Annotated in this window: 20 protein-coding genes; 9 read left to right on the top strand and 11 right to left on the bottom strand. The window is 27.2% G+C overall.

All coding sequences use genetic code 11. The features are described from left to right. Positions 1–5: 5 nt before the first annotated feature. On the bottom strand, positions 6–3,095 hold the full coding sequence (locus ABIV_RS03200) for an efflux RND transporter permease subunit (protein ID WP_114838522.1): 3,090 nt from the start codon (positions 3,093–3,095) through the stop codon (positions 6–8). 362 nt (positions 3,096–3,457) lie between these two features. On the opposite strand from ABIV_RS03200, the gene ABIV_RS03195 reads away from it, so the two are divergent. Beyond that, on the top strand, positions 3,458–3,772 hold the full coding sequence (locus tag ABIV_RS03195; protein ID WP_114838521.1) for a hypothetical protein: 315 nt from the start codon (positions 3,458–3,460) through the stop codon (positions 3,770–3,772). Between the two features lie 12 nt (positions 3,773–3,784). Here ABIV_RS03195 and ABIV_RS03190 read toward each other — a convergent pair whose 3' ends face one another. From ABIV_RS03190 to ABIV_RS03180, 3 genes are read right to left on the bottom strand one after another with little or no spacing between them, the layout of a single operon-like run. After that, complete coding sequence (locus ABIV_RS03190; RefSeq protein WP_114838520.1) at positions 3,785–6,004, bottom strand: bifunctional diguanylate cyclase/phosphodiesterase; 2,220 nt, start codon at positions 6,002–6,004, stop codon at positions 3,785–3,787. Positions 6,005–6,014: 10 nt separating this feature from the next. Next, the gene (locus ABIV_RS03185; RefSeq protein ID WP_114838519.1) at positions 6,015–6,662 is read right to left on the bottom strand and encodes a transglutaminase-like cysteine peptidase; all 648 of its coding nucleotides are present in this window, start codon (positions 6,660–6,662) and stop codon (positions 6,015–6,017) included. A gap of 21 nt (positions 6,663–6,683) precedes the next feature. Then, positions 6,684–7,997 carry an MFS transporter gene (locus tag ABIV_RS03180; protein ID WP_114838518.1) on the bottom strand — a complete coding sequence of 438 codons (1,314 nt, stop codon included), beginning with the start codon at positions 7,995–7,997 and terminating at the stop codon, positions 6,684–6,686. Between the two features lie 76 nt (positions 7,998–8,073). Here ABIV_RS03180 and ABIV_RS03175 point away from each other — a divergent pair, with 76 nt between their 5' ends. Continuing rightward, positions 8,074–8,664: a non-canonical purine NTP pyrophosphatase gene (locus ABIV_RS03175; protein ID WP_114838517.1), complete on the top strand. Its 591-nt coding sequence runs from the start codon at positions 8,074–8,076 to the stop codon at positions 8,662–8,664. A 23-nt stretch (positions 8,665–8,687) separates the two neighbouring features. Here the strand turns inward: ABIV_RS03175 and ABIV_RS03170 are convergent, their stop codons facing one another. From ABIV_RS03170 to ABIV_RS03150, 5 genes are all read right to left on the bottom strand, one after another. Further along, on the bottom strand, positions 8,688–10,013 hold the full coding sequence (locus ABIV_RS03170; protein ID WP_114838516.1) for a Na+/H+ antiporter family protein: 1,326 nt from the start codon (positions 10,011–10,013) through the stop codon (positions 8,688–8,690). Positions 10,014–10,122: 109 nt separating this feature from the next. Then, a complete protein-coding gene (locus tag ABIV_RS03165) occupies positions 10,123–10,455 on the bottom strand; it encodes a hypothetical protein (RefSeq protein ID WP_114838515.1) in 333 nt (110 codons plus the stop codon). After that, on the bottom strand, positions 10,452–10,811 hold the full coding sequence (locus ABIV_RS03160; protein WP_114838514.1) for a prepilin-type N-terminal cleavage/methylation domain-containing protein: 360 nt from the start codon (positions 10,809–10,811) through the stop codon (positions 10,452–10,454). Before ABIV_RS03160 ends, ABIV_RS03165 begins: the two co-directional genes overlap by 4 nt. After that, positions 10,801–11,106, bottom strand: a complete 306-nt coding sequence (locus ABIV_RS03155) for a hypothetical protein (RefSeq protein WP_114838513.1) — start codon at positions 11,104–11,106, stop codon at positions 10,801–10,803. Before ABIV_RS03155 ends, ABIV_RS03160 begins: the two co-directional genes overlap by 11 nt. After that, positions 11,075–11,839, bottom strand: a complete 765-nt coding sequence (locus ABIV_RS03150; RefSeq protein WP_114838512.1) for a pyrroline-5-carboxylate reductase — start codon at positions 11,837–11,839, stop codon at positions 11,075–11,077. Before ABIV_RS03150 ends, ABIV_RS03155 begins: the two co-directional genes overlap by 32 nt. Positions 11,840–11,975: 136 nt before the next feature. On the opposite strand from ABIV_RS03150, the gene ABIV_RS03145 reads away from it, so the two are divergent. The 7 genes from ABIV_RS03145 (at position 11,976) to ABIV_RS03115 (ending at position 20,984) form a co-directional block, all read left to right on the top strand. After that, positions 11,976–12,647 carry an outer membrane protein assembly factor BamD gene (locus tag ABIV_RS03145; RefSeq protein WP_114838511.1) on the top strand — a complete coding sequence of 224 codons (672 nt, stop codon included), beginning with the start codon at positions 11,976–11,978 and terminating at the stop codon, positions 12,645–12,647. 31 nt (positions 12,648–12,678) lie between these two features. Next, complete coding sequence (gene lon / locus ABIV_RS03140; RefSeq protein ID WP_114838510.1) at positions 12,679–15,096, top strand: endopeptidase La; 2,418 nt, start codon at positions 12,679–12,681, stop codon at positions 15,094–15,096. Positions 15,097–15,100: 4 nt separating this feature from the next. Further along, the gene (locus ABIV_RS03135) at positions 15,101–15,670 is read left to right on the top strand and encodes a hypothetical protein (protein ID WP_114838509.1); all 570 of its coding nucleotides are present in this window, start codon (positions 15,101–15,103) and stop codon (positions 15,668–15,670) included. Then, positions 15,657–16,190 carry a rhomboid family intramembrane serine protease gene (locus ABIV_RS03130; protein ID WP_205526948.1) on the top strand — a complete coding sequence of 178 codons (534 nt, stop codon included), beginning with the start codon at positions 15,657–15,659 and terminating at the stop codon, positions 16,188–16,190. Before ABIV_RS03135 ends, ABIV_RS03130 begins: the two co-directional genes overlap by 14 nt. Positions 16,191–16,538: 348 nt before the next feature. Then, on the top strand, positions 16,539–17,579 hold the full coding sequence (locus ABIV_RS03125) for an HD domain-containing phosphohydrolase (RefSeq protein ID WP_114838508.1): 1,041 nt from the start codon (positions 16,539–16,541) through the stop codon (positions 17,577–17,579). Positions 17,580–17,584: 5 nt separating this feature from the next. Continuing rightward, positions 17,585–20,530 (top strand): ATP-binding protein, encoded by a 2,946-nt coding sequence (locus ABIV_RS03120; RefSeq protein ID WP_114838507.1) that lies wholly within the window; start codon positions 17,585–17,587, stop codon positions 20,528–20,530. A 175-nt stretch (positions 20,531–20,705) separates the two neighbouring features. Then, positions 20,706–20,984, top strand: coding sequence for a c-type cytochrome (locus ABIV_RS03115; protein WP_114838506.1), 279 nt, complete (start codon positions 20,706–20,708; stop codon positions 20,982–20,984). A gap of 26 nt (positions 20,985–21,010) precedes the next feature. On the opposite strand, the gene ccoS is transcribed toward ABIV_RS03115, so the two are convergent. Together ccoS and ABIV_RS03105 are read right to left on the bottom strand one after the other, a co-directional pair. Beyond that, entirely contained in the window at positions 21,011–21,238 is a 228-nt protein-coding gene (gene ccoS, locus ABIV_RS03110) for a cbb3-type cytochrome oxidase assembly protein CcoS (RefSeq protein ID WP_114838505.1), read from the bottom strand. Between the two features lie 12 nt (positions 21,239–21,250). Then, a complete protein-coding gene (locus ABIV_RS03105) occupies positions 21,251–23,689 on the bottom strand; it encodes a heavy metal translocating P-type ATPase (protein WP_114838504.1) in 2,439 nt (812 codons plus the stop codon). Positions 23,690–23,770 lie beyond the last annotated feature (81 nt).

The raw sequence follows: 23,770 nt of genomic DNA, 5'->3' as shown, positions 1-23,770 counted from the left end.
AACTCTTAACAATCTTTCTTTAGCTTGTGAGAGATTGAATAAATTACAGGAAGATAGATAAGATTTAGAATTGTTCCCCATAAAAGACCAAAGCCAAGTCCTATTGCAATAGGTTGAAAAATCACAGCTTGTCCTGTTGGAAAAAAGATTAATGAACTCATACCTATTAAAGTTGTTATTGTAGTAAGAATAATTGGTCTAAATCTTTTTGTTGCACGAATAAATACTTCATGTAAAGTTTTTGCCTTTTTTAAATATGTCATCATAATAATACCATCATTAATAACAACTCCAGCAAGCCCAAGCATACCAATTACTGAAGGCATAGAGAGATTTAGACCCATAACTTTATGTCCTATTAATACTCCTAAAATAGAGAAAGGAATAACTGACATAAGAATAAATGTTTCTCTAAAAGAGTTAAATAGATAAAGCATTGATAACATGATTAAAATAATTGCTAAACCACTAGCTAAAATCATATCATTTTTTAAATCTCTTTTTTTCTCTTCTTCTCCTTTAAAAACAAGTTTTATACCACTTTTTTCTACCTCATCTAAAATAGGTTTTATCTTTTCGATTGCTTCCCCTGCTGTTAAAATATCAGGATCAACTTGTCCATATACATAAAAGTTTTTAAGTGCATTATCTTTAATAAGTTGCTCAAAACCTTTTATAATTCTAAATTCTGCAACCTCATTTAATGCAACAAAAGTTCCATCTTTTAATGGAATTTGAGTTGTTCTAAACTCATCAAAATTATCTTTATTTACACTTTGGATTTTTATATCAAGCATAGAGTTCGCATCAAAAGTTACTGCTTTTTTCTTTAATAGATACATATTAGAAAGATATGAACCAATATATGCCTCATCTAAACCTAATTGTTGTCCATAATTATTTACTTTTAATTTAATTTCATCAATTCCAAATTTTAAAGAGTTTGCAACTGATTTCATTCCATCTAACTGAAGCATTGCTTTTTCAAGTTTTTCAATAGAACTTATGATTTTTTCATTATCGTTTGAGATTAAACCTATTTTTATATCAGCTTTTACAGGTCCAACTTTTCTCTCTACTACAGCAATCTCTTCTAAGTTATATTTAGTTTTATAATCAGCTTCAACTAAATATTTTTTTAAATTTTTAGCTATCTCTTTAGAGCTTTGAGTTCTTGTTCTTCCCTCATCATCATAATAAAAACTTAAATAAGGAGTTATATACTTATCTAAAATATTTGCTTCTTTTCTTTTTTGTAGCTCTAAAGTCATATACATTACATAAGGAAATCTCTCTGTATTATCTGCACTATCTCTTCTAAATCCAGCAACAGAATCTATACTTCTAATAAAAAACTTATCTTGTTTTGCTATTAAGTCACTTTCAATTGCTTGAACAATTGCAAAAGCCTCTTCTAATTTTGTATTTTCATTTGCTTTTATTGTGATTTTTACATCACTCGCATCAAATTTTGGAAAGATTTGAAATTTTGAACTTTTTATCTCCATAAAAGTAAGAATAGGAACTAAGATAATAAAAATAGTTAAGAAACTCTTTTTCCAATCCATAAAAAAGTGCAAAATTGAGTTATAGATATTGTTTGCTTTTTCCCATGAAGTTACCTTTGAACCATTTTTTAATACATGTGCTGCATGAATAGGTAAAAAGATAAATGATTCAATTAATGAAGCTACAACTAAAGCAGATAAAGCAATTGGAATAAGTTTAATAACTTCTCCCATAGTTCCACTAATCATTAAAATAGGTAAAAAAGAGAATAATGTAGTAATAGAAGCAACTGTTACTGGTTTTACCATCTCTTTTGCACCCATTACAGCAGCTTCTTTAGGAGGATAGCCCTCTTCAATATGTTGTTGAATATTTTCACTTACAACAATAGCATCATCAACTACAATACCAATCGCAATTAATACTCCAACAAGTGAAATCATATTTATTGTATAACCTGATAGATACATATAAACAGCAGCAATTACAAAAGAAGTAGGAATACCAACTGCAATAATAAAAGACATTCTAAAGTTAATTAAAAGCATTACTAAGATTGTAATTAAGATAATTCCTAACATAATATTTGATACTACAATATTAAGTCTATCTCTAATTCTTTCACTATTATCATCAGCAATTTCTATTTGAACCTTTGGATTATCTGCATTAAGCTTTGGAAGCATAGATTTTATTTGTTCAGTTAATCTAATTGCATCTGCTGTATTATTTTGTTCAACTTTTAAAGATAAGGCATTTTTCCCATTAAATGAATATAAAGTAGATGAATCTTCATACTTTTTAGCAATTTGGGCAACATCAGAAAGATATAAATTTGTTTCCCCTACTCTTATAAGAGTTTTTGCAAACTTCTCTGCACTTTTTTCTCCATTATAAGTTGAAATATAATAGTGTTTTCTACTATCCTCTATCTTTCCTACAGGAAAGATATAAGAAATAGTAGAGATTGCATTAAAAAGTTCACTTTTATTAATACCTAAAGCTTCTACTTTTTTATCATCAATTAAAATCTCATAATACTCATCTGAATCACCATAAATTGTTACATCATTAATTCCAGTAATTGTTAATAGTTCACTTTTTAAATCACTTGCAAGAGGTTTAAGTTGGTCAAGAGTTAGTTGTTTCGAAGTAAGTGAAATATCTAATAGAGTTCTTGTTCTATCTAAGACATTGACAGAAGGTTCATCCATATCAGAGGGCAAATCACTTTTTACTAAAGTGATAATATCTTTTATTTTATTTGCTTCATTATATTTGTCTTTACCTTTTTTTAGTTCCACAATAATTGTAAAACTACTAGGGCTTATAACTGTTGTCATAACATCAACACTATCAAGATTTTTAAGGTTATCTTCTATCTCTGTTACTGCCATCTTATCAAGTATATCAACAGAAGCTCCTGCATAAGAACCATTTACAGAAATCATCTCTAATTCAAAACTAGGGAAAATCTCTTTTGCTGTATTATTATATGACCAGATTCCAACTAAAAAAACTAAAACAAAAAGTGTATAATTCATTCTTGAGTTATTAACAAAAAACCTTAAAAAACTTTCAAACATTTATTACCTCGATGATTAAAAGAAAGTATTATATTTTATAATTATTAATGCTGTATTAACATTTTATCTTTTTTTTAAATATATCTATATTTTATAAGATATTAATAGCTTTATGAAAAAATATAAATCAACTAATAACTTATTTATTTTTTATCAATTATTTTTGTGCTATTTCGTAACAATATAAAAAATATATGATTTTATTACAAAATTATTTTTTATTATTACCAAATGCTAAAAAAACAAAAACTTTTCTATTTTACTATCTTTATAAATTATTTTTTTAGATATGTATAAATTATGTAATCTTATTTTTTTCTGTTAAGATTGACAAAATTATTTCAAAAAGAAGGACAAATATTATGAGTAATTTAAATAGGTTAAATGAATTAGAATTAATAAAACTAGCAAAAACTAGTAATTGTCAAGACACACTAACAAATCTTGCAGATAATATTTTTATTACAGTAAGAAGATGTGTTGCAAAAAATGAAAATATAACTACACCAATTGTAAATAAATTAGCAATTGATTCAGCTTCAAATGTATCTTATTGGGCAACAAGACACAATAACTATTCTGCAAAAAGAGTTGTTCAATCAAATGACCCTTGTGTAGTTTGTTCTATTGATGAACTTCAATATCATAATACATGTTCATCATGTAGTTTAGTATAACAAGTAGATAATTTATCTACTTGCTCCTGTAAGTTTTAAATTTTTTACACAATTAAAATCTTCATCACTTTGTACATTTTCACAATATACTTGAATATTTAAAAGAGTTGCTAATTCTTGAATAGACTCTACAAAACTTTGTTTTGCACTATCTAAACTAATATTTGAAGTATATTCTCTTGCTAACCTTATATAATCAAGATTAAAATCTTTTAAACTCTCTAAAGAGATAAATTTACTTTCAAATCTTTTTACAATTATTTTTGCACCTATGCCATGGATTTCATCACAAAACTTTTTAAACACATCAATATCTTTTGCAACTGCATATGCAGTAACTGAAAAAATAAGTTGTGAAGAGATTGCTTTATTTCTTTCAACTACCTCTTTTAACCAAAGTAAAAAGTTATTATTTGAAATTGTTTGTAATGATAAATTAATCATAATATCATTTGTCAAACTATTTACTGTTATATACTCTATAACCTTTTGAATAACTGCTTTATCAAAATCTACTACTTTTTCGTACTTTTCTGCAATTGAAACAAATGTTCCAATTGGTATATTTTTATCATCTTTATCTCTTGCACTTGTGAAAGCTTCTTGCATTAGAAGTTTATTACTATTTTCAAAACTATATGTTTCATTAATATAATCTACATTAAACTTTTTATTATCAATAATATCAAATACTAAATTTCTCCACTCTTCCATATCTCTTGTCAGATCATCATTATTTCTTAAAAAGAATTCATTTGGTCCAATTAATTTTGCTTTTTCATAAGCTTCTGTTGCAGCTTCTAACATCTCAGGAGTAGTACCATATTTATTAAAAGGAGTCCCTCCTATATGTGCTACCTCATCTAAACCATATTTTTTTCTTAATGCTTCAAAGTCATTTTTTAATCTTTTACAAACTTCTTTTGCACAATCTTCATTACATTTCTTTATTAAAAGCATGAATTCAGAGCCAAAAAATCTATATGCTGTTGCTTTAATATTCTGATTTTCAATTATCGAAATATTTTTTAAAATATTTGCAAAATCTATAATAAAACTATTTATCTCGCTATTTGTATGAGTTTTTGCATAAGAACCAAGTGAATGAATTTTAATTTTTAAAATATATCCACTACTTTTTTGAATAAACATCTCTTTCATATCTGTTTCAAAAGTTGGTCTTAATGCTAGTTTTGTAAGCTCGTCTTGTGATAGTTTTTTTGATAAAACTTCAAGATTTTTATTTAACTTATTAATAATAGATTCGATTTTTCTTGACATATCATTCATAGCTATTGAAACATGTTTTATCTCAGTAGTTAAAGGTAGTTCAGAAATTGTTTCAAACTTCCCTTGTGCAATAGATTTTGCTAGTTTTTCTATTTTCTTTAATGGTTTTAATAAATATTGTACAAAAATAAAAAGAAGAAGCATTGAACCTAAAAAGGCAATAACTGCATACATAATTGAACTTTTTGCTTGTTCATAAAGTTTTGCATAAGCTTCACCTGGATTTGGACTTACATAAATAATTGCTGATTTTTTCCAGCCATCTGAAATTTCACTAGATTTTTCTTCTAAATTAAAAGAGATTAAATTTACAAACCAAGAAGGTACATAATCAAATTTAACTTCTCTTTTTTCTTGAACAATCACTTTTTTAATATCTAAAGTTATTTTTCTCTCTACAATTTTATCTTCTTGTCTAATTGTAAGGTTAAAATCTATTTTTCCACCATTAAGATACTCTTTTTTAGGAATAAATCTATACTTATTTTGAGTTCCTTTATTATCTAAAGATAAATCTAATTCTTCATTCTCTAATTTTAAAAGTTGTTTATCTAAATCACTATCTAATTGAACTTTCTCTAAAGTACCAAATTTATTAAGAATAGATACTCTTTTTATTCTCCAATCACTTGGATAATTACTATTAATTGTACTTAGTAAATAATCATCTGAGATTACAAAATCACTATCTTCTAATCTAATCTCTTTATAAAAACCTCTATTTGAGATTGCTTTTATAATAGTTTCAATTTCAGGGTCATTTTTATCTTTAATAAGAGGTCTTAGACTCATTCCTAATGATGTTGCTGTATCTTGTGCTTTTGTTTGTGATTCAATTTCTAAATACTCTTTTGTGTTTTTAATACTAATAATAAAATTACCAGTAAAAATTACAAAAAATATAAAAGTTATAATTAAATACAACTGTTTTGATAAAGACATCGATTCTCCTTTAAATTCTACTCATCATAGATTTCCAATTTTTTAGATTGTTCTCTCCAACTTTAACTGAAGTTCTTCCTTTGTTTTTTGCTTGCCATAAGCCATTTGCATTAAAACTATATACAGGAGTTAAATCAGGTCTTTTTGAAGCTAATTTTAATTTTTTATTAACATTGTCTAAAACAATTGGTGTTGATGTTGGTTTGTGATAATAAGTTAATACCATATGAGCTTGCTCATATTTAGTTCCTCTTTGTTTTAACTTAACATAGGTAATTCTTAATTTTTCATCAGGAACACCTAATTGTCTAAGCGTAAAATATTTTGCAATTGCATAATCTTCACAATCTCCAGCTCCTGTTCCTAAGAACTCAAAAGGAGATGCCCAGTAATCATTTTGTCCCCAATGATCACTATCTCTTAGATATTTTACTTTATTAAAAAAATCATTCACATATTTTAATTGGTAAAGAATATCCTGTCCCTTTGCTTTTTCAATGACTTTATCCCAAAGTTGAACTCGCTGAACAGCTTTTTTACCATATTTTTTAGAAACTTTGTCAAGTTTTTCAGAAGAGATATTAAATAAGTTTTCTGCAGTAATAAAAGAGATAAAAAAAGAAATAGCAATAAAAATTAATAAATATTTATTCTTCACTATCTCTCCTTTTAAAATTGGCTATTTTAAGTTGTGTAAAATTGCCTCTTCATCTATCTTATCATTATCATATTTTACAATTAATAAATTTTCAGTATCATTAATATACCACTCATCTATAGCAGATATTGTATCTAATTTATGCATATTGTTTCTATAATCATTATTTATCTCAATATACATTAGTTTTTTCTTTGCAGGATTTGGCATAGTAAGAATTAATATAATCCAGATTAAACATACAACTGCAATCGTGTAAACAATTGTAGTAAGTCCCACATCTTCAAAGAAAATACCACCTAAAACTCCACCTAAGAAAGTTCCTAGATAACCAAAAGAATTGAAGATTCCTAATACTAATCCTCTTTGATGAACTTTTGCAAACTTTGAAGCAAGAGATTGCATAATAGGCTCATGCATATTAAATCCAATAAAGAAAATAACAACACCTACAATAAATAAAACATACCCTGCACTAAGTCCAATTAATAAATATGAAACTGCAAAAAATACAATACCAATTGCAAGAATTTCTTTAAATTTACCCTTTTTTTCTGCTAATATTGCAGCAGGAGCCATTGCAAGAAATCCAAAAATCATTGCAGGAAGATAAACTTTCCATAAATCACTCATTTGCCATTCATAATTGTTGATTAAAACCATTGGAATAATCATAAAAGCAAAAGTCATTAAACCTTTTTGTAAAAAGTTAGTGATATTCATTTTTATTAAATTTGGATTTAATAATACATCTGAAACAATCATTTTTTGTTTATATGTATGTGTAATTTTTGGAGGGTTTGGAACCATTTTTACTAATACTACAATTGAAACTAAAGCAATTACAGCTGTTAAATAAAATAGAGTAGGAACTCCTGAAAAAGAAGAGATTGTTGGTCCAAGTATCATAGAAGCAGCGAAACTCATTCCAATAAACATTCCCATTGTAGCCATTGCTTTTGGTCTTTGTTCTTCTTTTACTAAGTCACTAATCATAGCAGTAACAACTGCTCCAATTGCTCCTGCACCTTGTAGAAATCTTCCAACCATTAACATTAAAATATCATTTGCAATTGCACAAAAAATTGAACCAATTGCAAATAATAAAAGTCCTGTAATAATTGTACCTTTTCTTCCTAATTTATCACTCATTACACCAAATGGAACTTGAAAAATCATTTGAGTTAAAGCATAACCCCCAATAACAATCCCAACTAAAGTTGTAGTTGCTCCATAAAGATTAATAGCATAAACTGATAAAACAGGTAAAACAATAAAAAGTCCAAAAAATCTAAACGATATAATTAGACTAAGAGGTAAAATAGATTTAATCATATATAATCCCATAAGTATTTAAAATAAAGCAAGATTATATATCAATAAAGTTAATAAGACGTTAAAAGGAAAAAGTGTGAGAATTATTTTAGCTACGGGAAATAAAGGTAAAATTGATGAGTTCAAAAAACTCTTACCAAATGAAGAAGTATTAACTTTTAAAGAGCTAATTGGAGATTATGAAGTTGTTGAAGATAAAGACTCTTTTCAAGGAAATGCTGTAAAAAAAGCTCAAGAAATTTATCAAAAAATTGCAGATGAAGATGCAATTGTAATCTCTGACGATAGTGGGATTACTGTTCCTGCAATAAATAATGAACCAGGTATTTACTCTGCAAGATATGCAGGAGAGAATGCAAATGATAAAGAAAACAATGCAAAACTTATCTCAAAACTAAATGAAAAAGACTTAGAAGAGACAGAAGCTTATTATACAGCTTGTATAGCAATTGTATATAAAGGTTTCACTTATAGCGTACATGGATGGATGTATGGAAAAGTTATAAATAAAGAGATAGGTGATGGTGGTTTTGGTTATGACCCAATGTTTATTCCCAATGGTTTTGATAAAACTTTAGGAGAGCTTCCTAGTGAAATAAAAAAAGCATTTTCACATAGAAGTAAGGCTTTAAACTTGGCTAAAAAAGTTTTAGAGGTAATTTTATAAAAGTAGGAAAATCCTACTTTTATTTAAAAAATATAAACAGCTGCAATCCATCCAAAAATAATTAATGGAATATTGTAGTGTAAGAATGTTGGTACAACTGAATCCCAGATATGATCATGTTGTCCATCTACATTTAATCCTGATGTAGGTCCAAGTGTACTATCAGAAGCTGGACTTCCAGCATCTCCTAAAGCAGCTGCTGTTCCAATAATAGTAATTGTTGCCATCACTGAAAAATCTAATTGTAAACATAAAGGTGCATAAATAGTTGCAATAATAGGAATAGTTGAGAAAGATGAACCAATTCCCATTGTAATAAATAGACCAACTAAAAGCATTAGAAGAACTGCTAAAGATTTATTATCTCCAATAATATCAACTACTGATTTAACTAAAGTTTCAACTCCACCAGTTGCATTTATAACACTTGCAAAACCATTTGCTGCAATCATAATAAAACCAATCATTCCCATCATTTTAAGACCTTTTGCAAAAAAGTCTTGAGTTTGGTCAGCTTTAATAACACCAGCAACAATAAAGATTATAAAACCTGCAAGAGAACCTAAAATAATTGAGTTTGTATATAATTGAAGTCCTAAAGCTGTAATTACAGAAACAAGAGCAATTGCAACATGAAAATAGTTAATCTCTTTTGATTCAGATTCAATTTCTAAAATCTTACTAATATCATATTTTCTTTTCTTTTTATATGTAAAAAATATAGCTACTAATAGACCTAAGAACATACCAAAAACTGGTACTGCCATAGCCATAGGAAGTTGTCCAGAAATAGCAGAAACACCATTATCAACTAAGTTTTTTAATAAAATTTCATTTAAGAAAATTCCTCCAAAACCAACTGGTAAAAACATATAAGTTGCTACTAAACCGAAAGTGATAACACAAGCAACTACTCTTCTATCAATCTCTAATTTTGCCATTGAGTGTAAAAGAGGTGGTATTAAAATTGGAATAAATGCAATATGTACAGGAACAATATTTTGAGAAGAAATTGCAGCTAATAAAATAAGTGTTAGCATCAAATATTTTATATAAATGAATTGTAATGTAGACTCACCCTTACCTACTTTTCTTATAATCATATTTGACAATAAGTCAGTAATTCCTGATTTAGAAATTGCTACAGCAAAAGTTCCAAGCATTGCATAACTTAATGCTATTGTTGCTCCATTTCCTAGACCATTGTTAAAGGCTTTTATTGTTTCATTTATGTCTAAGCCAGCACTTAGACCACCAACTATTGCCCCAACAATTAAAGCAATAACGATATTTACTCTTACTAATGAAAGTAAGACCATTAAACTAACTGCAATTATTACAGAGTTCATACTTTGTCCTTCGTTTTAGTTTTATAAAAATTACATGATTTTTATAAGAAAGTTTTAATTTTAAAGCAGAAGTTTACTTAATTGCATATGAAAAAGTCATAAAGTGATTTTATTTACTTACAGTAAAACTTTTATGAACTCTTACATTATGCTCAAAAGCTTTTACTATTAATTCAATTTCATATAAGCTCTCTTTAGATGAAATAAAAGCAATAATCTTATAATCTTTATCCTCAATTTCTAGTTTAGATAAAGAGGAGAAATCATTTAAACTTCTAAGATACTCTTCTAAAAATAGTAGATGATTTTTTGCTTGTATATATTTATATTGATTTACTATATTTAAAGAGTTTATACTTTTTGTTTCATAGATTTTTATCATTAAAAGAGAAAAAACAAACAATAAAATAATTACAGAAAAGAGAATAAAAGATTTTTTCATAAAACAAAACTCCACTCTTGAACAATCTTTTTATCAAGTTCAATTTTTATTTTTAATATATTTGCATTTTGAATCATTGAAAAAGAGCTTACTCTTTCTAAAAGAATACTATTCTCATAAAAAAGTTTATCTTCTTTATAAAGTAATTTGTTTTTTGAAGATGGCAAATTTTTTTCTATAATTATCTTAGCAGAGTTTAAATCTAATTTCATCATTGCTAACTCTTGATTATGCACTTGATTTTCATATAACTCTTTTGTATAAATTGTTGAATAAAAAACTATAATTGAACCTATTAAAATTACAAAAACAAGTTCCAGTAAAGAAAAAGCTCTTTTAATATTTTTATAATTCATATTTAAAAAGCCTTATTTTTTCATTACTATATTCAATCTTTTTTATGTTTATATCTTTTTCTTCTATATCATTAATTTTAAGAGTAAGTTTTTGATTATTTTTAATATATGTTGAATCATAAGAGGAAAGAGTAAAGGAGTTTTCTATTTTATTTAGAAGTATATACTCTTCATCAAAATTATCATAAGAGGAGATATTAGAAAATCCACTTATAATAATTGATAAAAGAAGAATACTTATTATTGTTTCAAGTAAAGTAAAACTATTTTTTTCCGATTTCGCAAGCTTTTTCATAGGCAGCTTCAATTGCTTTTATCATTGAGTCTCTAACAGCACCCTCTTCTAGTTTTCCCATTCCTGCAGCAGTTGTACCACCAGGACTCATTACTGAATCTTTAATAATTGCAGGATGGTTATTTTCTAAAAGTTTTGCATATCCTGAAAATAGACCATGTACAAGTTCATTACTAATATTTCTTTCTAGTCCAGCTTTTACAGCTCCATCACTTAAACTCTCTGCAACTAAACTTAAAAAAGCAGGTCCACTACCTGCAACTGCTGTTGCAATATCTAATTGATTTTCAGTATTAACCCAAACAGTTTTTCCAATATGATTAAATAGCTCTAAAGCTAAGTTTTTTGCTTCCTTATCCCCTGTAATTGTAGTCATAGAACCCAATACAGAAGCTGCAACATTTGGCATACTTCTAATATAAAATTTTGATTTTATCTGTTTTTTTAAGTTATCAATTGTAGTTCCTGCAAGGATTGAAAAAAGTATATTTGCTTGACCTTCTAATCTTGCAGCAACACTTTGTAATGCATATGGTTTTACACAAAAGATGATATTCTTATCTGTAATATTTTCAGCATCACTCATTACTTTAACTTCTATATTTGGAATTTTAGTTTTAATATCATTTAATTTTTTTTCATCTCTTCCAATAATCTCTACTTCAAAGTTATTCACAAGTCCTCTTGCCAGCGCTTGTGCCATGAAGCCATTTCCTATAAGTGTTAATTTCATTTTGGCGACCTTTAAAAATTATTTCATTTATTATAACTAATTAAATATAATATTAGAAAAATAAAATAATAAAAAGTAAGAAAATAGCAAGGATACATAAGATAAAATACTTGCTTTATGACAAAGGATAATTCAAATGATTAACAAATTAAAGTTCAAGAATTTTGTATTAATTATTGGTTTAGGTTTTATGTTAACTGCTTGTTCACAAAAATCTGATAGAGTACAAGAGTATGACAAACCTGCATTATATTGGTATAATGAGATGCTGAACCAGATTTCTACGGGCTACTTAGAAGAAGCTGATGACGTATATACTTCTTTAGAAAGTGAGCATAGAAACTCACCTTTAATCCCAACTGCACTTTTAATTTTAGCTAATGCACATATTGATAATGAAGAGTATCAATTAGCTAATTTCTATTTAGATGAATATATTAAAAGATTTGCACTAAGTAAAAATATTGATTATGTAAGATATTTAAAAATTAAAGCAAACTTCTTAGGTTTTTCAAACGAACTAAGAGATCAACAATTAATTGAAGACACAATTAAAGAGATTGAAGAGTATAAAAATCTTTTTTCAAACTCTAAATATATGCCTTTAGTAAATACAATGAATGCAAGATTATATATGGCAAAAGCCTCTTTAGATAAAGAGATTGCTGATTTATATAAAAGAATTGATAAACCTAAAGCAGCTAAGTACTATGAAGAGAAAGTAAAAGAGTCTTGGGTTGATCCAAAAGAGATTGAGCCAGTAGAGATGCCTTTATACAAATATCCTTTTGAAAAAAATATTTTTTAAAAAATTAAATAAATTTTAGGAGTTAATATATATGGAATTAGAGAATTATGATTCTTTTCCACAAGAAATACCTTTAATAGTTGAAGATGAAGTATTTTTATATCCATTTATGATTGCTCCATTGTTTTTAGGAAGTGAAGAGAACTTAAAAGCAGTAGAGCATTCTATTGAGCATAATAAACTTGTACTTGTAACTGTTAGTAAACCTGGACATGAGGGGAAAAGAGATAAAGATAGTTTCTATGATGTTGGAGTAATCGGAAATATCATGAGAAAAGTATCTTTACCAGATGGAAAAATAAAAATCCTTTTTCAAGGATTAGCAAAAGGTAGGATATCTGAATTTAATGAAGAAAATTCAACTTTTGCACTTGTAGATAAATTAGAAAATGAAGAATTTTCACAAGATAGTATTGAATCAATTATTGATGTTTTAAGAGAACAAGTAAAAAAATTATCAGCAATTAACTCTAAATTTCCTGCAGATTTAATTAAAACAATTGAAGAAAATAATGATGCTACAAGAATTGCTGATTTAATCTCTTCTGTTTTAAAAGTTAAAAAAGATGAAGCTTATAGACTTTTTGCTGAGACAAATTTAGAGCAAAGACTTTTAAATATCATTGAAACAATTAAAAAAGAGATTGAGAGTTTAAAAATACAAAAAGAGATTACTCAAAAAGTAAACTCAAAAATTGAAAAAACACATAAAGACTATTTCTTAAAAGAGCAAATTAAAGCTATTCAAAAAGAGTTAGGTACAGACAATCAAAAAGAGTCTGAACTAAAAGTTTATAGAAGAAAACTTAAAAAACTAAAACCTTTTATGCCAAAAGATGGTTTTAAAGAGACAAAAAAACAAATTGATAAATTAAGTAGAATGCACCAAGATTCACCAGATAGTGCTCTTTTACAAACTTATATTGAAAATGTTTTAGAAATTCCTTTTGGAAAATATGCTCAAGGTGATATTTCAGTAAAAAGTGTTGAAGAGCAATTAAATGAAGACCACTACTCTTTAGAAAAACCAAAAGAGAGAATTTCTGAGTACTTTGCAGTAAAAGAATTGCTTGAAAAAAGAAATATTGAAAACCTTAAATCAAAAGGTACTGTTCTTTGTTTTGTAGGACCTCCAGGTGTTGGTAAAACTTCACTTGCAAACTCTATTTCACAAGCTTTAAAAAGACCACTTGTGAGAGTTGCTCTTGGTGGAATGGAAGATGTTAATGAACTAAGAGGACATAGAAGAACTTATGTTGGAGCTATGCCAGGAAGAATAGTAAAAGGTATTTGTGATGCTAAAACTATGAATCCTGTTGTTGTTCTTGATGAGATAGATAAGTTAGGTGCAAACCATAGAGGTGACCCAACAGCTGTTATGTTAGAGGTTTTAGACCCTGAGCAAAACAATGAGTTTAGAGACCTTTATTTAAATTTTGCTATTGATTTATCTCAATGTATTTTTGTTGCAACTGCAAATGACGCAAGAAGAATTCCGGCAGCACTAAGAGATAGAATGGAGTTTATTGAAATCTCTTCATATACTCCAAATGAGAAATATCATATTGCAAAAGATTATCTAATTCCACAAGAGTTAGAAAAACATGGATTAAAAAGAAGTGAAATCTCTTTATCAAAAGCTACAATAGAAGCTATTATCTCTAAATATACAAGAGAAGCTGGAGTTAGAAATTTAAGAAGAGTTTTTGCAAAGATTTTTAGAAAAACTGTTAAAAAACTTCTAAAAAATCCAGATTTAAAGAAAGTAACTATTTCAAATAAAAATCTAAAAGAGTTTTTAGATAATCCAATCTTTGAAATAGACCCAGCTGAAAAGAAAAATTCTATTGGAGTTACAAATGGTTTAGCTTGGACTGCTGTAGGTGGAGATGTTTTAAAAACTGAAGCAGTTAAACTTAAAGGAAAAGGTATCTTAAGTGTTACTGGAAATATGGGAGAAGTTATGAAAGAATCTTCTAAAATCTCTTATTCTGTAGTAAAGCTTTTAATTGATAATAAAAAATTAAAAATAGACCAAGAGCTTATTCCTAAAACAGCAAAAGAGCTTGAAGATAAAGTTAAAGTAGACCCAAGTGAAATCTACAAAAGATATGATATTCACTTACATATTCCAGAAGGAGCAACACCTAAAGATGGCCCTAGTGCAGGAATAACTATGGCAACAACAATTGCTTCAATTTTAAGTAACCGTGAAGTTAAAGCTAATATTGCTATGACAGGAGAGCTAACTTTAACAGGAAAAGTTCTTCCAATTGGTGGTCTAAAAGAGAAACTTATTGCTGCTCATAAAGCAAAAATGAGTTTAGCTTTAATTCCAAGAAAAAACTATCAAAGAGATTTAGATGAAATCCCTAATGAAGTAAAAGAGAATATGGAAATTAAAGCTGTTGATACAATAGAAGATGTTTTAAAAGAAGCATTAATCTAAAAAAATGAAGGTAAAAAGAACAAGAGCTAATGATAGTATCATCATAAATAATCTTTTTACCTTTGCAACAATTGTTATGATCTCTATATCAATTGTTTTATACTCTACTTTTATAGTTGAAAAACCTAAAGAAGAAATCCCTGTATCTAAAGTAGAAAAACTTCCTTGTCAAGAAGAGACTTCTAGCAAAGTTAGAATAAAAAATCATGAACTCTTAAAGAAGTCGCACAATGCAATAAAAAAAGGTTATTACAAAATAGAAGGCTCTTTTATAAAAAAAGAGAAAGACTCAAAAATTGAGAATGTAATTACTTTAAAAGAAGCAGATGAAGAGATTAAAAAACTAATTAATGTTCAAGCTAAAAATGAGTTACAAAAGTATTTAAAGATAAAATATGAAATAATAGAGAATAATAAAAATGAGCTAAGTGCAGGAAAAGTTTTAGTCTCTTTTAGAATCAATTCAAAAGAGATTTTTTTTATGCAAAGTGATTTTCAATTTATGTATAAAAATGCAATTAAAGAAAGAATCCAGTGCTCTATAAAGGTATATGAAAATTATGTTCAAAACTAGGTCAAACTTTACACTTACAAATATCACTATTGCAATAACTATTGTAATGTATCTCATCCAAACAAATATCTCTTATGGTGGTTTATATCTAGGTCTTAATATGTACTTTGTAGAAGCTGATTTTTATTGGCAACCTCTTACTACAATGTTTGCACATGGAGGATTAGGTCACCTTGCTATGAATATGTTTGTTTTATATCAATTTGGAAATGCAATCGAACTTTATAGAGGGAAAAAAGAGTTTATAATCTCTTATTTTATCGCAGGTCTTATAACATCTATTCTTAGTTTTTTATATATCTATTATATTGATAATTATGTAAATCTTGTAGGAGCTTCAGGAGCAATTTGTGCCTTAATGGGATATATTGCTTATATAGATAGATTTCAAAGAAAAGCTATTATAACTTGGGTATTAATAATCTCAGTAGCCCCTGTACTTATTGGTCTTCCAATTGCTTGGTATGCCCATTTTATAGGTTTAGGAATTGGGTTTTTAATAGGAATAATTAGAAGATAGTTCTAATTATTCACAAAATAAGTTACTACTGACATAATAGCAATAACAAAAGCCATTCCTATTACAATCTCTTTTATTTTAACTGTTGGATTTAAAGTTCCACAATAAGGACATTGTCTTTTTTTTGTTTCAATCTCTCTTTTACAGTGTCTACAGGGCTCAAGTTTAATGATAAATCCTTTAATTTTTTTCTAATTTTATCTTTTTATCTCTTTATTTTTTTATATTAAAATAATTCTCTCTATATTTATATTACACTTTTGATACTTTTCTGACCTATGTAGAAATATAATATTAAGTTATATAACTATAAAATAAAAAGATTTTTTATTAATTAAAGGCTTTTTTATGGATTTTGAAAACTTGCAAATTGTATCAATTGATGACAATGAAAATAATTTATTATTAATAGAAGCTATTTGTGAGGAGATGAACTTAAAAGTAAAAAGTTTTTCAGACCCACTTGAAGCACTAATGCATGTTTTACAAAATCATGTAGACTTGATAGTAATTGATTATATGATGCCAAATCTTGATGGTATAGAATTTATTAAAGAATTTAGAAGACAAAATGATAAAGTTCCTATTGTAATGGTAACAGCAGCAGGAGATGATGAAACTATTCATAAAGATGCATTTAAAGCAGGAGTAAATGACTTTTTAAGTAAACCCGTTAATTCTGTACTATTTAAAGCAAGAGTTACAAATCTTTTAATAAGCTATCAAAATAGACTTTTAATTGAAGATAGGGCTAAATTATTAGAAGAAGAAGTTAAAAAAGCCACAGAAAAACTAATCAAAAGAGAGCATGAAACTCTAAATATTTTAGGAAAAGCAGCCGAATATAAAGATCCTGAAACCGCTTCTCATGTTGCACGAGTTGCTCACTATTCAAAACTTATTGCTCAAGAGTATGGTTTAGATGAAAAAGAGCAAGAATTAATGTTTTATGCTTCACCTTTTCATGATTTAGGAAAAGTTGGAATAGAAGATAAAATTCTTTTAAAACCAGCAAAACTAGATGAAGCTGAGTTTGAAAGAATGAAAGAACATGCTCAAATAGGTTATGATATTCTTAAAGACTCACAAAGTGAATTTTTACAAGCTGGTGCAATAATAGCTTTAACTCATCATGAAAAATTTAATGGGACAGGGTACCCAAAAGGCTTACAAGCAGAAGATATTCATATTTATGGAAGAATTGTTGCAGTAGTTGACGTTTTTGATGCTTTAACCTCATATAGACCTTATAAAGAAGCTTGGCCTTTTGAAAAAGCTATAAATCTATTAAAAGAAGAGAGTGGAAAACACTTTGACCCCAAAATTGTAGAATTATTTATAAAAAATATTGATAAAATCAAAGATATTCACGATTCATTCCAGGAATAATATAAATGAAAAAACTTTTCAGCCTTTTTTTTAATCCATATATTGGCCCAATATTAGTAATTGGTTTAATTTTAGTATATTTAGTTACTTTTATTTTACCTGAGTTTTCAAATAAAAATAAAATTGAAGAGATGACTAAACAATCAATTCAAATGGTTAATACTTTAAAAAAAGTAAGAAGCTATTATACTTCACATATTATTGATGAAGTAAAAGAGTTTAGCTCATTAGAGATAAATTATAACCATGATGATAAAAAAGGGGTTATTCCTCTTCCTGCAACTTTAGTTCATGATTTAAGTAATCTTATTACAGAAAAAGAGATGATTATAAAAATGTATAGTAATTATCCTTTTCCAAATAGAAAAGACAGAGTACTAAGCGATTATGAAAAAGAGTCTTTAAGTTACTTAATAAAAAACCCTACAGATATTTTTAGAAAAACTATAGAAGAAAATGGTCAAAAAGTTTTTAAAGTAGCTATCGCAGATATATTTTATGACCAATCTTGTGTAACTTGCCATAATACAAGAGTTGACACTCCTAAAAATGATTGGAAACTTGGAGATGTTAGAGGAGTTATTGAAGTATCTATTCCTGTGCAAAATAGTTTTTTATTAACAAGTCATCAAATTATTTTAATAATCTCTTCTCTTATTGGAATTATCTTAATTTTAGGAGTTCACTATACAGTTGTTTCAATTGAAAGACAAAAAGAGCATAGAAATGCAAAAAGAAAACTAGAAGAAAAAGTAGAAGATAGAACTCAAACTTTACAAAATACAGTAAAACTTCTAAATCAATATAAAAAAGCAGTTGATTCTAGTGCTATTGTTTCAAAAACAGATAAAAAAGGAATCATCACTTTTGTAAATGACGAATTTATAAAAATATCTAAATATAAAGAAGAAGAACTTATTGGGAAAAACCACAATATCGTAAGAGATAAAGATATGCCAAAAGAGGTTTTTGAAGATTTATGGAAAACAATTTTAGATAAAAAAGTTTGGAAAGGTCAAATTAAAAATAGAGCAAAAGATGGAAGTGCTTATTATGTAGCTTCAACTATTGTTCCTATTTTAAATTATCAAGATGAAATTGAAGAGTTCTTGGCTATAAGGTTAGATGTTACTGATATTGTAGATGCTCAATTAAAAGCACAAAAAGCGGATGAAGCGAAATCAACATTCTTAGCAAATATGAGCCATGAGATAAGAACACCATTAAATGCAATAATAGGATTTTCAGAGATACTAAGTAATTCAAAAGAGTTAACAGTAGAAAATAAGAAACAAGCACAAATAATCCAAACAAGTGCAAGCTCATTATTAGCAATAATAAATGATATTCTAGACATAAGCAAAATAGAGAGTGGAAACTTTGAGATTTCAATAGAAAAAAATGACTTATATTTTATAAGTGAACATGTAGTAGAACTCTTTTCAAAAAGAGCAAGTCAAAAACATATAAGCCTAATCTTTAACATAGACCATAAAATACCATTATGTGTATATACAGATGGAGTAAGATTAAGACAAGTATTATCAAACCTTCTAGCAAATGCAATAAAGTTTACAGAAAAAGGGAAAGTATCTTTAAATATAACTCTTATAGAAGAAAAGAATAATAAAAGCAAAATAAGATTTGAAATAGAAGATACCGGAATAGGAATAGCAAAAGAGAAAGTAGATAATATCTTTAAACCTTTCGTACAAGTAGATAATAAATCAAATAGAGAATATGAAGGGACAGGTTTAGGTCTAAGTATCTGCTCTCACATAGTACAAGCTTTAGGATCAACTTTAAAAGTAGAGAGTGAAGAACAAAAAGGAAGTAAATTCTATTTTGAATTAGAATTAGAGAGTTGTGATGATAATCTACATATCTCAAAAAGCTTTTTAAATCAATTGAAATTTAAAGTAACAAAAGAAGATAGTGATTTATATCACTATATAAAAAGATACCTAAATATCTTTGGAACTATCACAAAAGAAGGTGAGAAACCAGATATTCTAATCTGCTCTTGTGATAAAACAAAAGAGAATCTAAATAGAATGAGAGAAGAGTATAAAGATATACCAATCTTAATTCTTTTTGAACATGAAAATGAGATAAAAGAGTTCGAAGTAAGAGCAAATGAACTTGCTTTAGTATTACCCTTTTATGCATCAAAAGTAAATGATTCTTTACAAGAGTTACTAAGAAAAACAAAACAAAGAAAAACAGTACAAGAAGAGATAAAAACAAACTATAAAGCAAAAGTATTAGTAGCAGAAGATAATGAAGCAAATCAAGAATTAATCTCTTATATCTTAGATAGTATGAATATAGAATACTCAATACAAGAGAATGGATTAAAAACCCTAGAAGAGTATAAAAATAACTCATATGATTTAATCTTAATGGATATAAATATGCCAATCTTAGATGGAGTAGAAAGTTTTAAACAAATAAGAATATATGAAGAAGAGAAACTCTTAAAACAAACACCAATAATAGCCTTAACAGCAAATGCAATAAAAGGAGATAAAGAGAGATTTCTTAACTTAGGAATGAATGATTATCTAAGTAAACCAATTAATACAGAAGAGTTAAAAAAGATTTTTGATAAATACCTTCCTAAAAAAGAGGAAGAAGAGATAAAAAAAGAAGAAATAGATATGACTAAAATAATAGATAAATTAGGAGTATCAGAAAATATAGCAATACTAATAATAAACAAATTTAAAAAAGATATTCTACAAGATATGCAAGAATTAGAAGATAAAATAAAAGCAGATGATAAAGAAGCAATATCACAAAAAGCACATTATATAAAGAATTCTTGTTTAAATCTTGCCTTAGATGAGATTTGTTCTTTATTAGAAAAACTTGAAAACCCTAAATTATCTAAAAAAGAGTATGAAGATATCTTTAATCCTCTTCTTATCTCAATAAAAGCTATCTTATAGCTTTTATTGAATAGTGAGAGAAATGTAATTTGTAAACAATTAGAATAAAAATCATAAGAAATATTATCCTAAGTTATAATATTTAATAAGAAGATAATCAAATATTAAAGAAATTTATAAGTTAAATAAAAGAATAAATTGCTAAAATTTATTCTTTTATAATTAAGGAGAATAAATGAAAAAGATTGTTTTAGGAACAATGATTGCTGCTGCGTCTTTAATGGCTGCAAACTGGGCACCATGTGCTGGATGTCACGGAGCTGCTGCTGAAAAACCTGCTTTAGGAAAATCTGCTGTAATTAAAGGTTGGCCAGTTGAAAAAACTGTTGCTGCATTAAAAGGTTACAAAGATGGTTCTTATGGTGGACCAATGAAAGGTGTTATGAAAGGTCAAGTTGCAAGACTTTCTGATGCTGATATTGAAGATTTAGCTAAGCAAATTGCTGCGTTCTAATTAGCTTTTTATTTATTAAAAGTGAATCATTTTTTTGATGATTCACTTTTTTTATCCTCTTTTGCTTTTTTTACTTTTTCCTCTTTTTTAATAGCATCATTTAAATCATCTGTACCATCAAAAAGTAATCCATCCATCATTTTTCTACTATCATCAAATTGACCGCCTTTTGCACCCCAAATAAATACTGCTAAAATAGCAAAAGATACAACAAGTCCAACAATTAACATCATTAATAAAGTATCATTTATCATTTTTTTATCCCATTAATCTTTTTGTTTAATTCTCATAGAATTTGCAACCACTAACAGTGAACTTAAACTCATTGATAAAGCTGCAACTAAAGGTATTACAAATCCAGCCATAGCTAAAGGTATAGTAATTGCATTATATACTAAAGATAAAGTAAGATTCTGTTTTATAAATTTATATGTTCTTCTTGAAATTTTAAAGGCTTTTAACAAACTCTCTAAAGAGTTATTTAGTAAAACTATATCTGAAACAGAAATCGTAATATCAGAAGAATTACCCATTGCTATAGCCACATCTGATTTAGCTAAAGCAATAGAATCATTTATTCCATCTCCTGCCATAATTACAACTTTTCCTTTTTCTTTTAAACTCTCAATATATTTTGCTTTTTCTATAGGGTTAATTTCTGCAACAAAATTTTTAATTCCTACTTTAGAAGCAACTTTAGAGGCAACACTTTCATTATCCCCTGTTAGCATTACAACTTCTAAACCATTATTATAAGCATCTTCAATAAGCTCTTTTGCACCTTCTTTTATCTCATCAACTAATTCAAAAGTTGCAATAACTCTTCTATTTATAGCAAATAAATAAACTGTATTTGAAGAATCAAATTTATAACTAATATTATTTTCTCTTAATAATTCAATGTTTCCACCCAAAAGATGAAATAGTTTACCATCAACATTTTTATATTTAGCATTTATTCCTTTTGCTTCTATAGTTTTTACATCAAAAATCTCTTTATTTAAAAGGCTAAATTTCTTCTCTAAATGTTTTTTTACTGATTTAGAAACTGGATGATTTGAAGAATCTAAAAGTGAATATAAAAGATTTAGTTTATGAATATTATCATCTAAGATTCTCATCTTTTTAACTTTTAATTCACCTTTTGTAATTGTTCCTGTTTTATCCAAGACTAAAGTATCAGCTTTAGCCATAGACTCAATATATTTTGCTTCTTTAAATAAAAGACCTTTTTTTGCAAGTTCTGAGATACCAACTAAACTTGCAATTGGTGTAGCAAGAGCTAAAGCACAAGGACAAGCTATTACAATTACTGAAATTGCAACAATAAATGATTTTTCAAAATGATTAGTTCCCTCATAATCAAAACCTAAATCTATTCCCAAAAAATACCAAACTAAAAAAGTAAGTAAAGATAAAGAAAGAATAGTAAGAGTAAAACCTTTTGAAACCTCATTTGCTTTATGTTCAATTTGTGGTTTAGAACTTAGTGAATCTTCAAGAAGTGTCACAATAGAGTTTAAAGTTGAATCTTTATAAGTTTTTATAGCTTCATATCTAATAACACTATCACTATTAATAGTACCACTAAATACTTTTTGACCTATCTTTTTATATACAGGTAAAGATTCTCCTGTTAAGCTTGACTCGTCAAAATTTCCCTCTCCACTAGTTATTAAACCATCAATACAAACTTTTTCACCTGATCTTAACTCTATAATATCCCCTACTTTGATACTATTTAAAGGTATTGATTTTTTAACTCCATTATCTACAATTGTAGCTTCTAATGGTAGTGTTCCTTTAATTTTGTCAAGAGTATCTACTGCACTTTTTTTACCGATTACTTCTAAGTATTTTCCAACAAGAACAAAGGTTATAATCATTGCAACAGAATCAAAATAACTCTCTCCTTTTGCTCCAAAAAGAATAAAAAGTGAATAAATATAAGTTAAAGAAGCTCCAGAACTAACTAAAAAGTCCATATTTAAAATACGATTTTTTAAACCATAGTATGCACCACGGAAAAATATCCATCCCGAATAAAAAAGAACAGGAGTTGCAAGAATAAACTCCCCTAAATGAACATAAGTTCTAATCTCTTCATCCATTCCAGTAAAGAAACCAGTATATTTTGCCACAGAAAGCATCATAATATTCATACTTGCAAAAACTGCAACCATCATACGAATAAAATAATCTCTTTTTGCTTTTACTGCTTGTTCATCAGCAACACTAGCATCATAAGCATATGCGTTATATCCAATACTTCTTATTTTTCTAATAACATCAGATAATTTAACAGTATCATCATTCCATACTATTTTTGCTTTATTATTTGTAAAGTTAATTTCAGCACTTACTATGCCATCTGTATTATAAAGTACTTTCTCATTTAGCCAAATACAAGCAGCACAATGAATACCTTCAATGATTAAATCAATCTCTTTAAAACCATCACTATTTGTAGTAATAAACATCTCTTCAAAACTTTTAGTATCAAATCTATTTATATCATCATCTACTTCAATAGGAGGAGTAATAGTTTTATTTCCTAGCTTATCATAAAAAGAGTCTAAGCCATCATCTTTTAAAAGATGATAAACACCTTGACAACCTTTACAGCAAAAATTCAAACTGTTTTCTTTTATCATTACACTATCATCAAACTCTAAATGACAGTGATCGCATTTTATCTTTGACACTAAATTTCCTAAAATAATATTATATATTTCTTACGTATAATATTCATCTAATATATAGTATAATATTATATCGTAATATAT

This window comes from Halarcobacter bivalviorum (assembly GCF_003346815.1).
Lineage (GTDB): Bacteria > Campylobacterota > Campylobacteria > Campylobacterales > Arcobacteraceae > Halarcobacter > Halarcobacter bivalviorum.
Note: the sequence above shows the minus strand (reverse complement) of the source record. Positions and strands in the feature narration are given on the sequence as shown.

Excerpts from the sequence above, each read along its gene's own strand:
- ABIV_RS03200 (WP_114838522.1), bottom strand. The coding sequence starts at position 3,095 with ATGTTTGAAAGTTTTTTAAGGTTTTTTGTTAATAACTCAAGAATGAAT.
- ABIV_RS03195 (WP_114838521.1), top strand. The coding sequence starts at position 3,458 with ATGAGTAATTTAAATAGGTTAAATGAATTAGAATTAATAAAACTAGCA.
- ABIV_RS03190 (WP_114838520.1), bottom strand. The coding sequence starts at position 6,004 with ATGTCTTTATCAAAACAGTTGTATTTAATTATAACTTTTATATTTTTT.
- ABIV_RS03180 (WP_114838518.1), bottom strand. The coding sequence starts at position 7,997 with ATGATTAAATCTATTTTACCTCTTAGTCTAATTATATCGTTTAGATTT.
- ABIV_RS03170 (WP_114838516.1), bottom strand. The coding sequence starts at position 10,013 with ATGAACTCTGTAATAATTGCAGTTAGTTTAATGGTCTTACTTTCATTA.
- ABIV_RS03165 (WP_114838515.1), bottom strand. The coding sequence starts at position 10,455 with ATGAAAAAATCTTTTATTCTCTTTTCTGTAATTATTTTATTGTTTGTT.
- ABIV_RS03160 (WP_114838514.1), bottom strand. The coding sequence starts at position 10,811 with ATGAATTATAAAAATATTAAAAGAGCTTTTTCTTTACTGGAACTTGTT.
- ABIV_RS03155 (WP_114838513.1), bottom strand. The coding sequence starts at position 11,106 with ATGAAAAAGCTTGCGAAATCGGAAAAAAATAGTTTTACTTTACTTGAA.
- ABIV_RS03150 (WP_114838512.1), bottom strand. The coding sequence starts at position 11,839 with ATGAAATTAACACTTATAGGAAATGGCTTCATGGCACAAGCGCTGGCA.
- ABIV_RS03145 (WP_114838511.1), top strand. The coding sequence starts at position 11,976 with ATGATTAACAAATTAAAGTTCAAGAATTTTGTATTAATTATTGGTTTA.
- lon (WP_114838510.1), top strand. The coding sequence starts at position 12,679 with ATGGAATTAGAGAATTATGATTCTTTTCCACAAGAAATACCTTTAATA.
- ABIV_RS03135 (WP_114838509.1), top strand. The coding sequence starts at position 15,101 with ATGAAGGTAAAAAGAACAAGAGCTAATGATAGTATCATCATAAATAAT.
- ABIV_RS03130 (WP_205526948.1), top strand. The coding sequence starts at position 15,657 with ATGTTCAAAACTAGGTCAAACTTTACACTTACAAATATCACTATTGCA.
- ABIV_RS03125 (WP_114838508.1), top strand. The coding sequence starts at position 16,539 with ATGGATTTTGAAAACTTGCAAATTGTATCAATTGATGACAATGAAAAT.
- ABIV_RS03120 (WP_114838507.1), top strand. The coding sequence starts at position 17,585 with ATGAAAAAACTTTTCAGCCTTTTTTTTAATCCATATATTGGCCCAATA.
- ABIV_RS03115 (WP_114838506.1), top strand. The coding sequence starts at position 20,706 with ATGAAAAAGATTGTTTTAGGAACAATGATTGCTGCTGCGTCTTTAATG.
- ccoS (WP_114838505.1), bottom strand. The coding sequence starts at position 21,238 with ATGATAAATGATACTTTATTAATGATGTTAATTGTTGGACTTGTTGTA.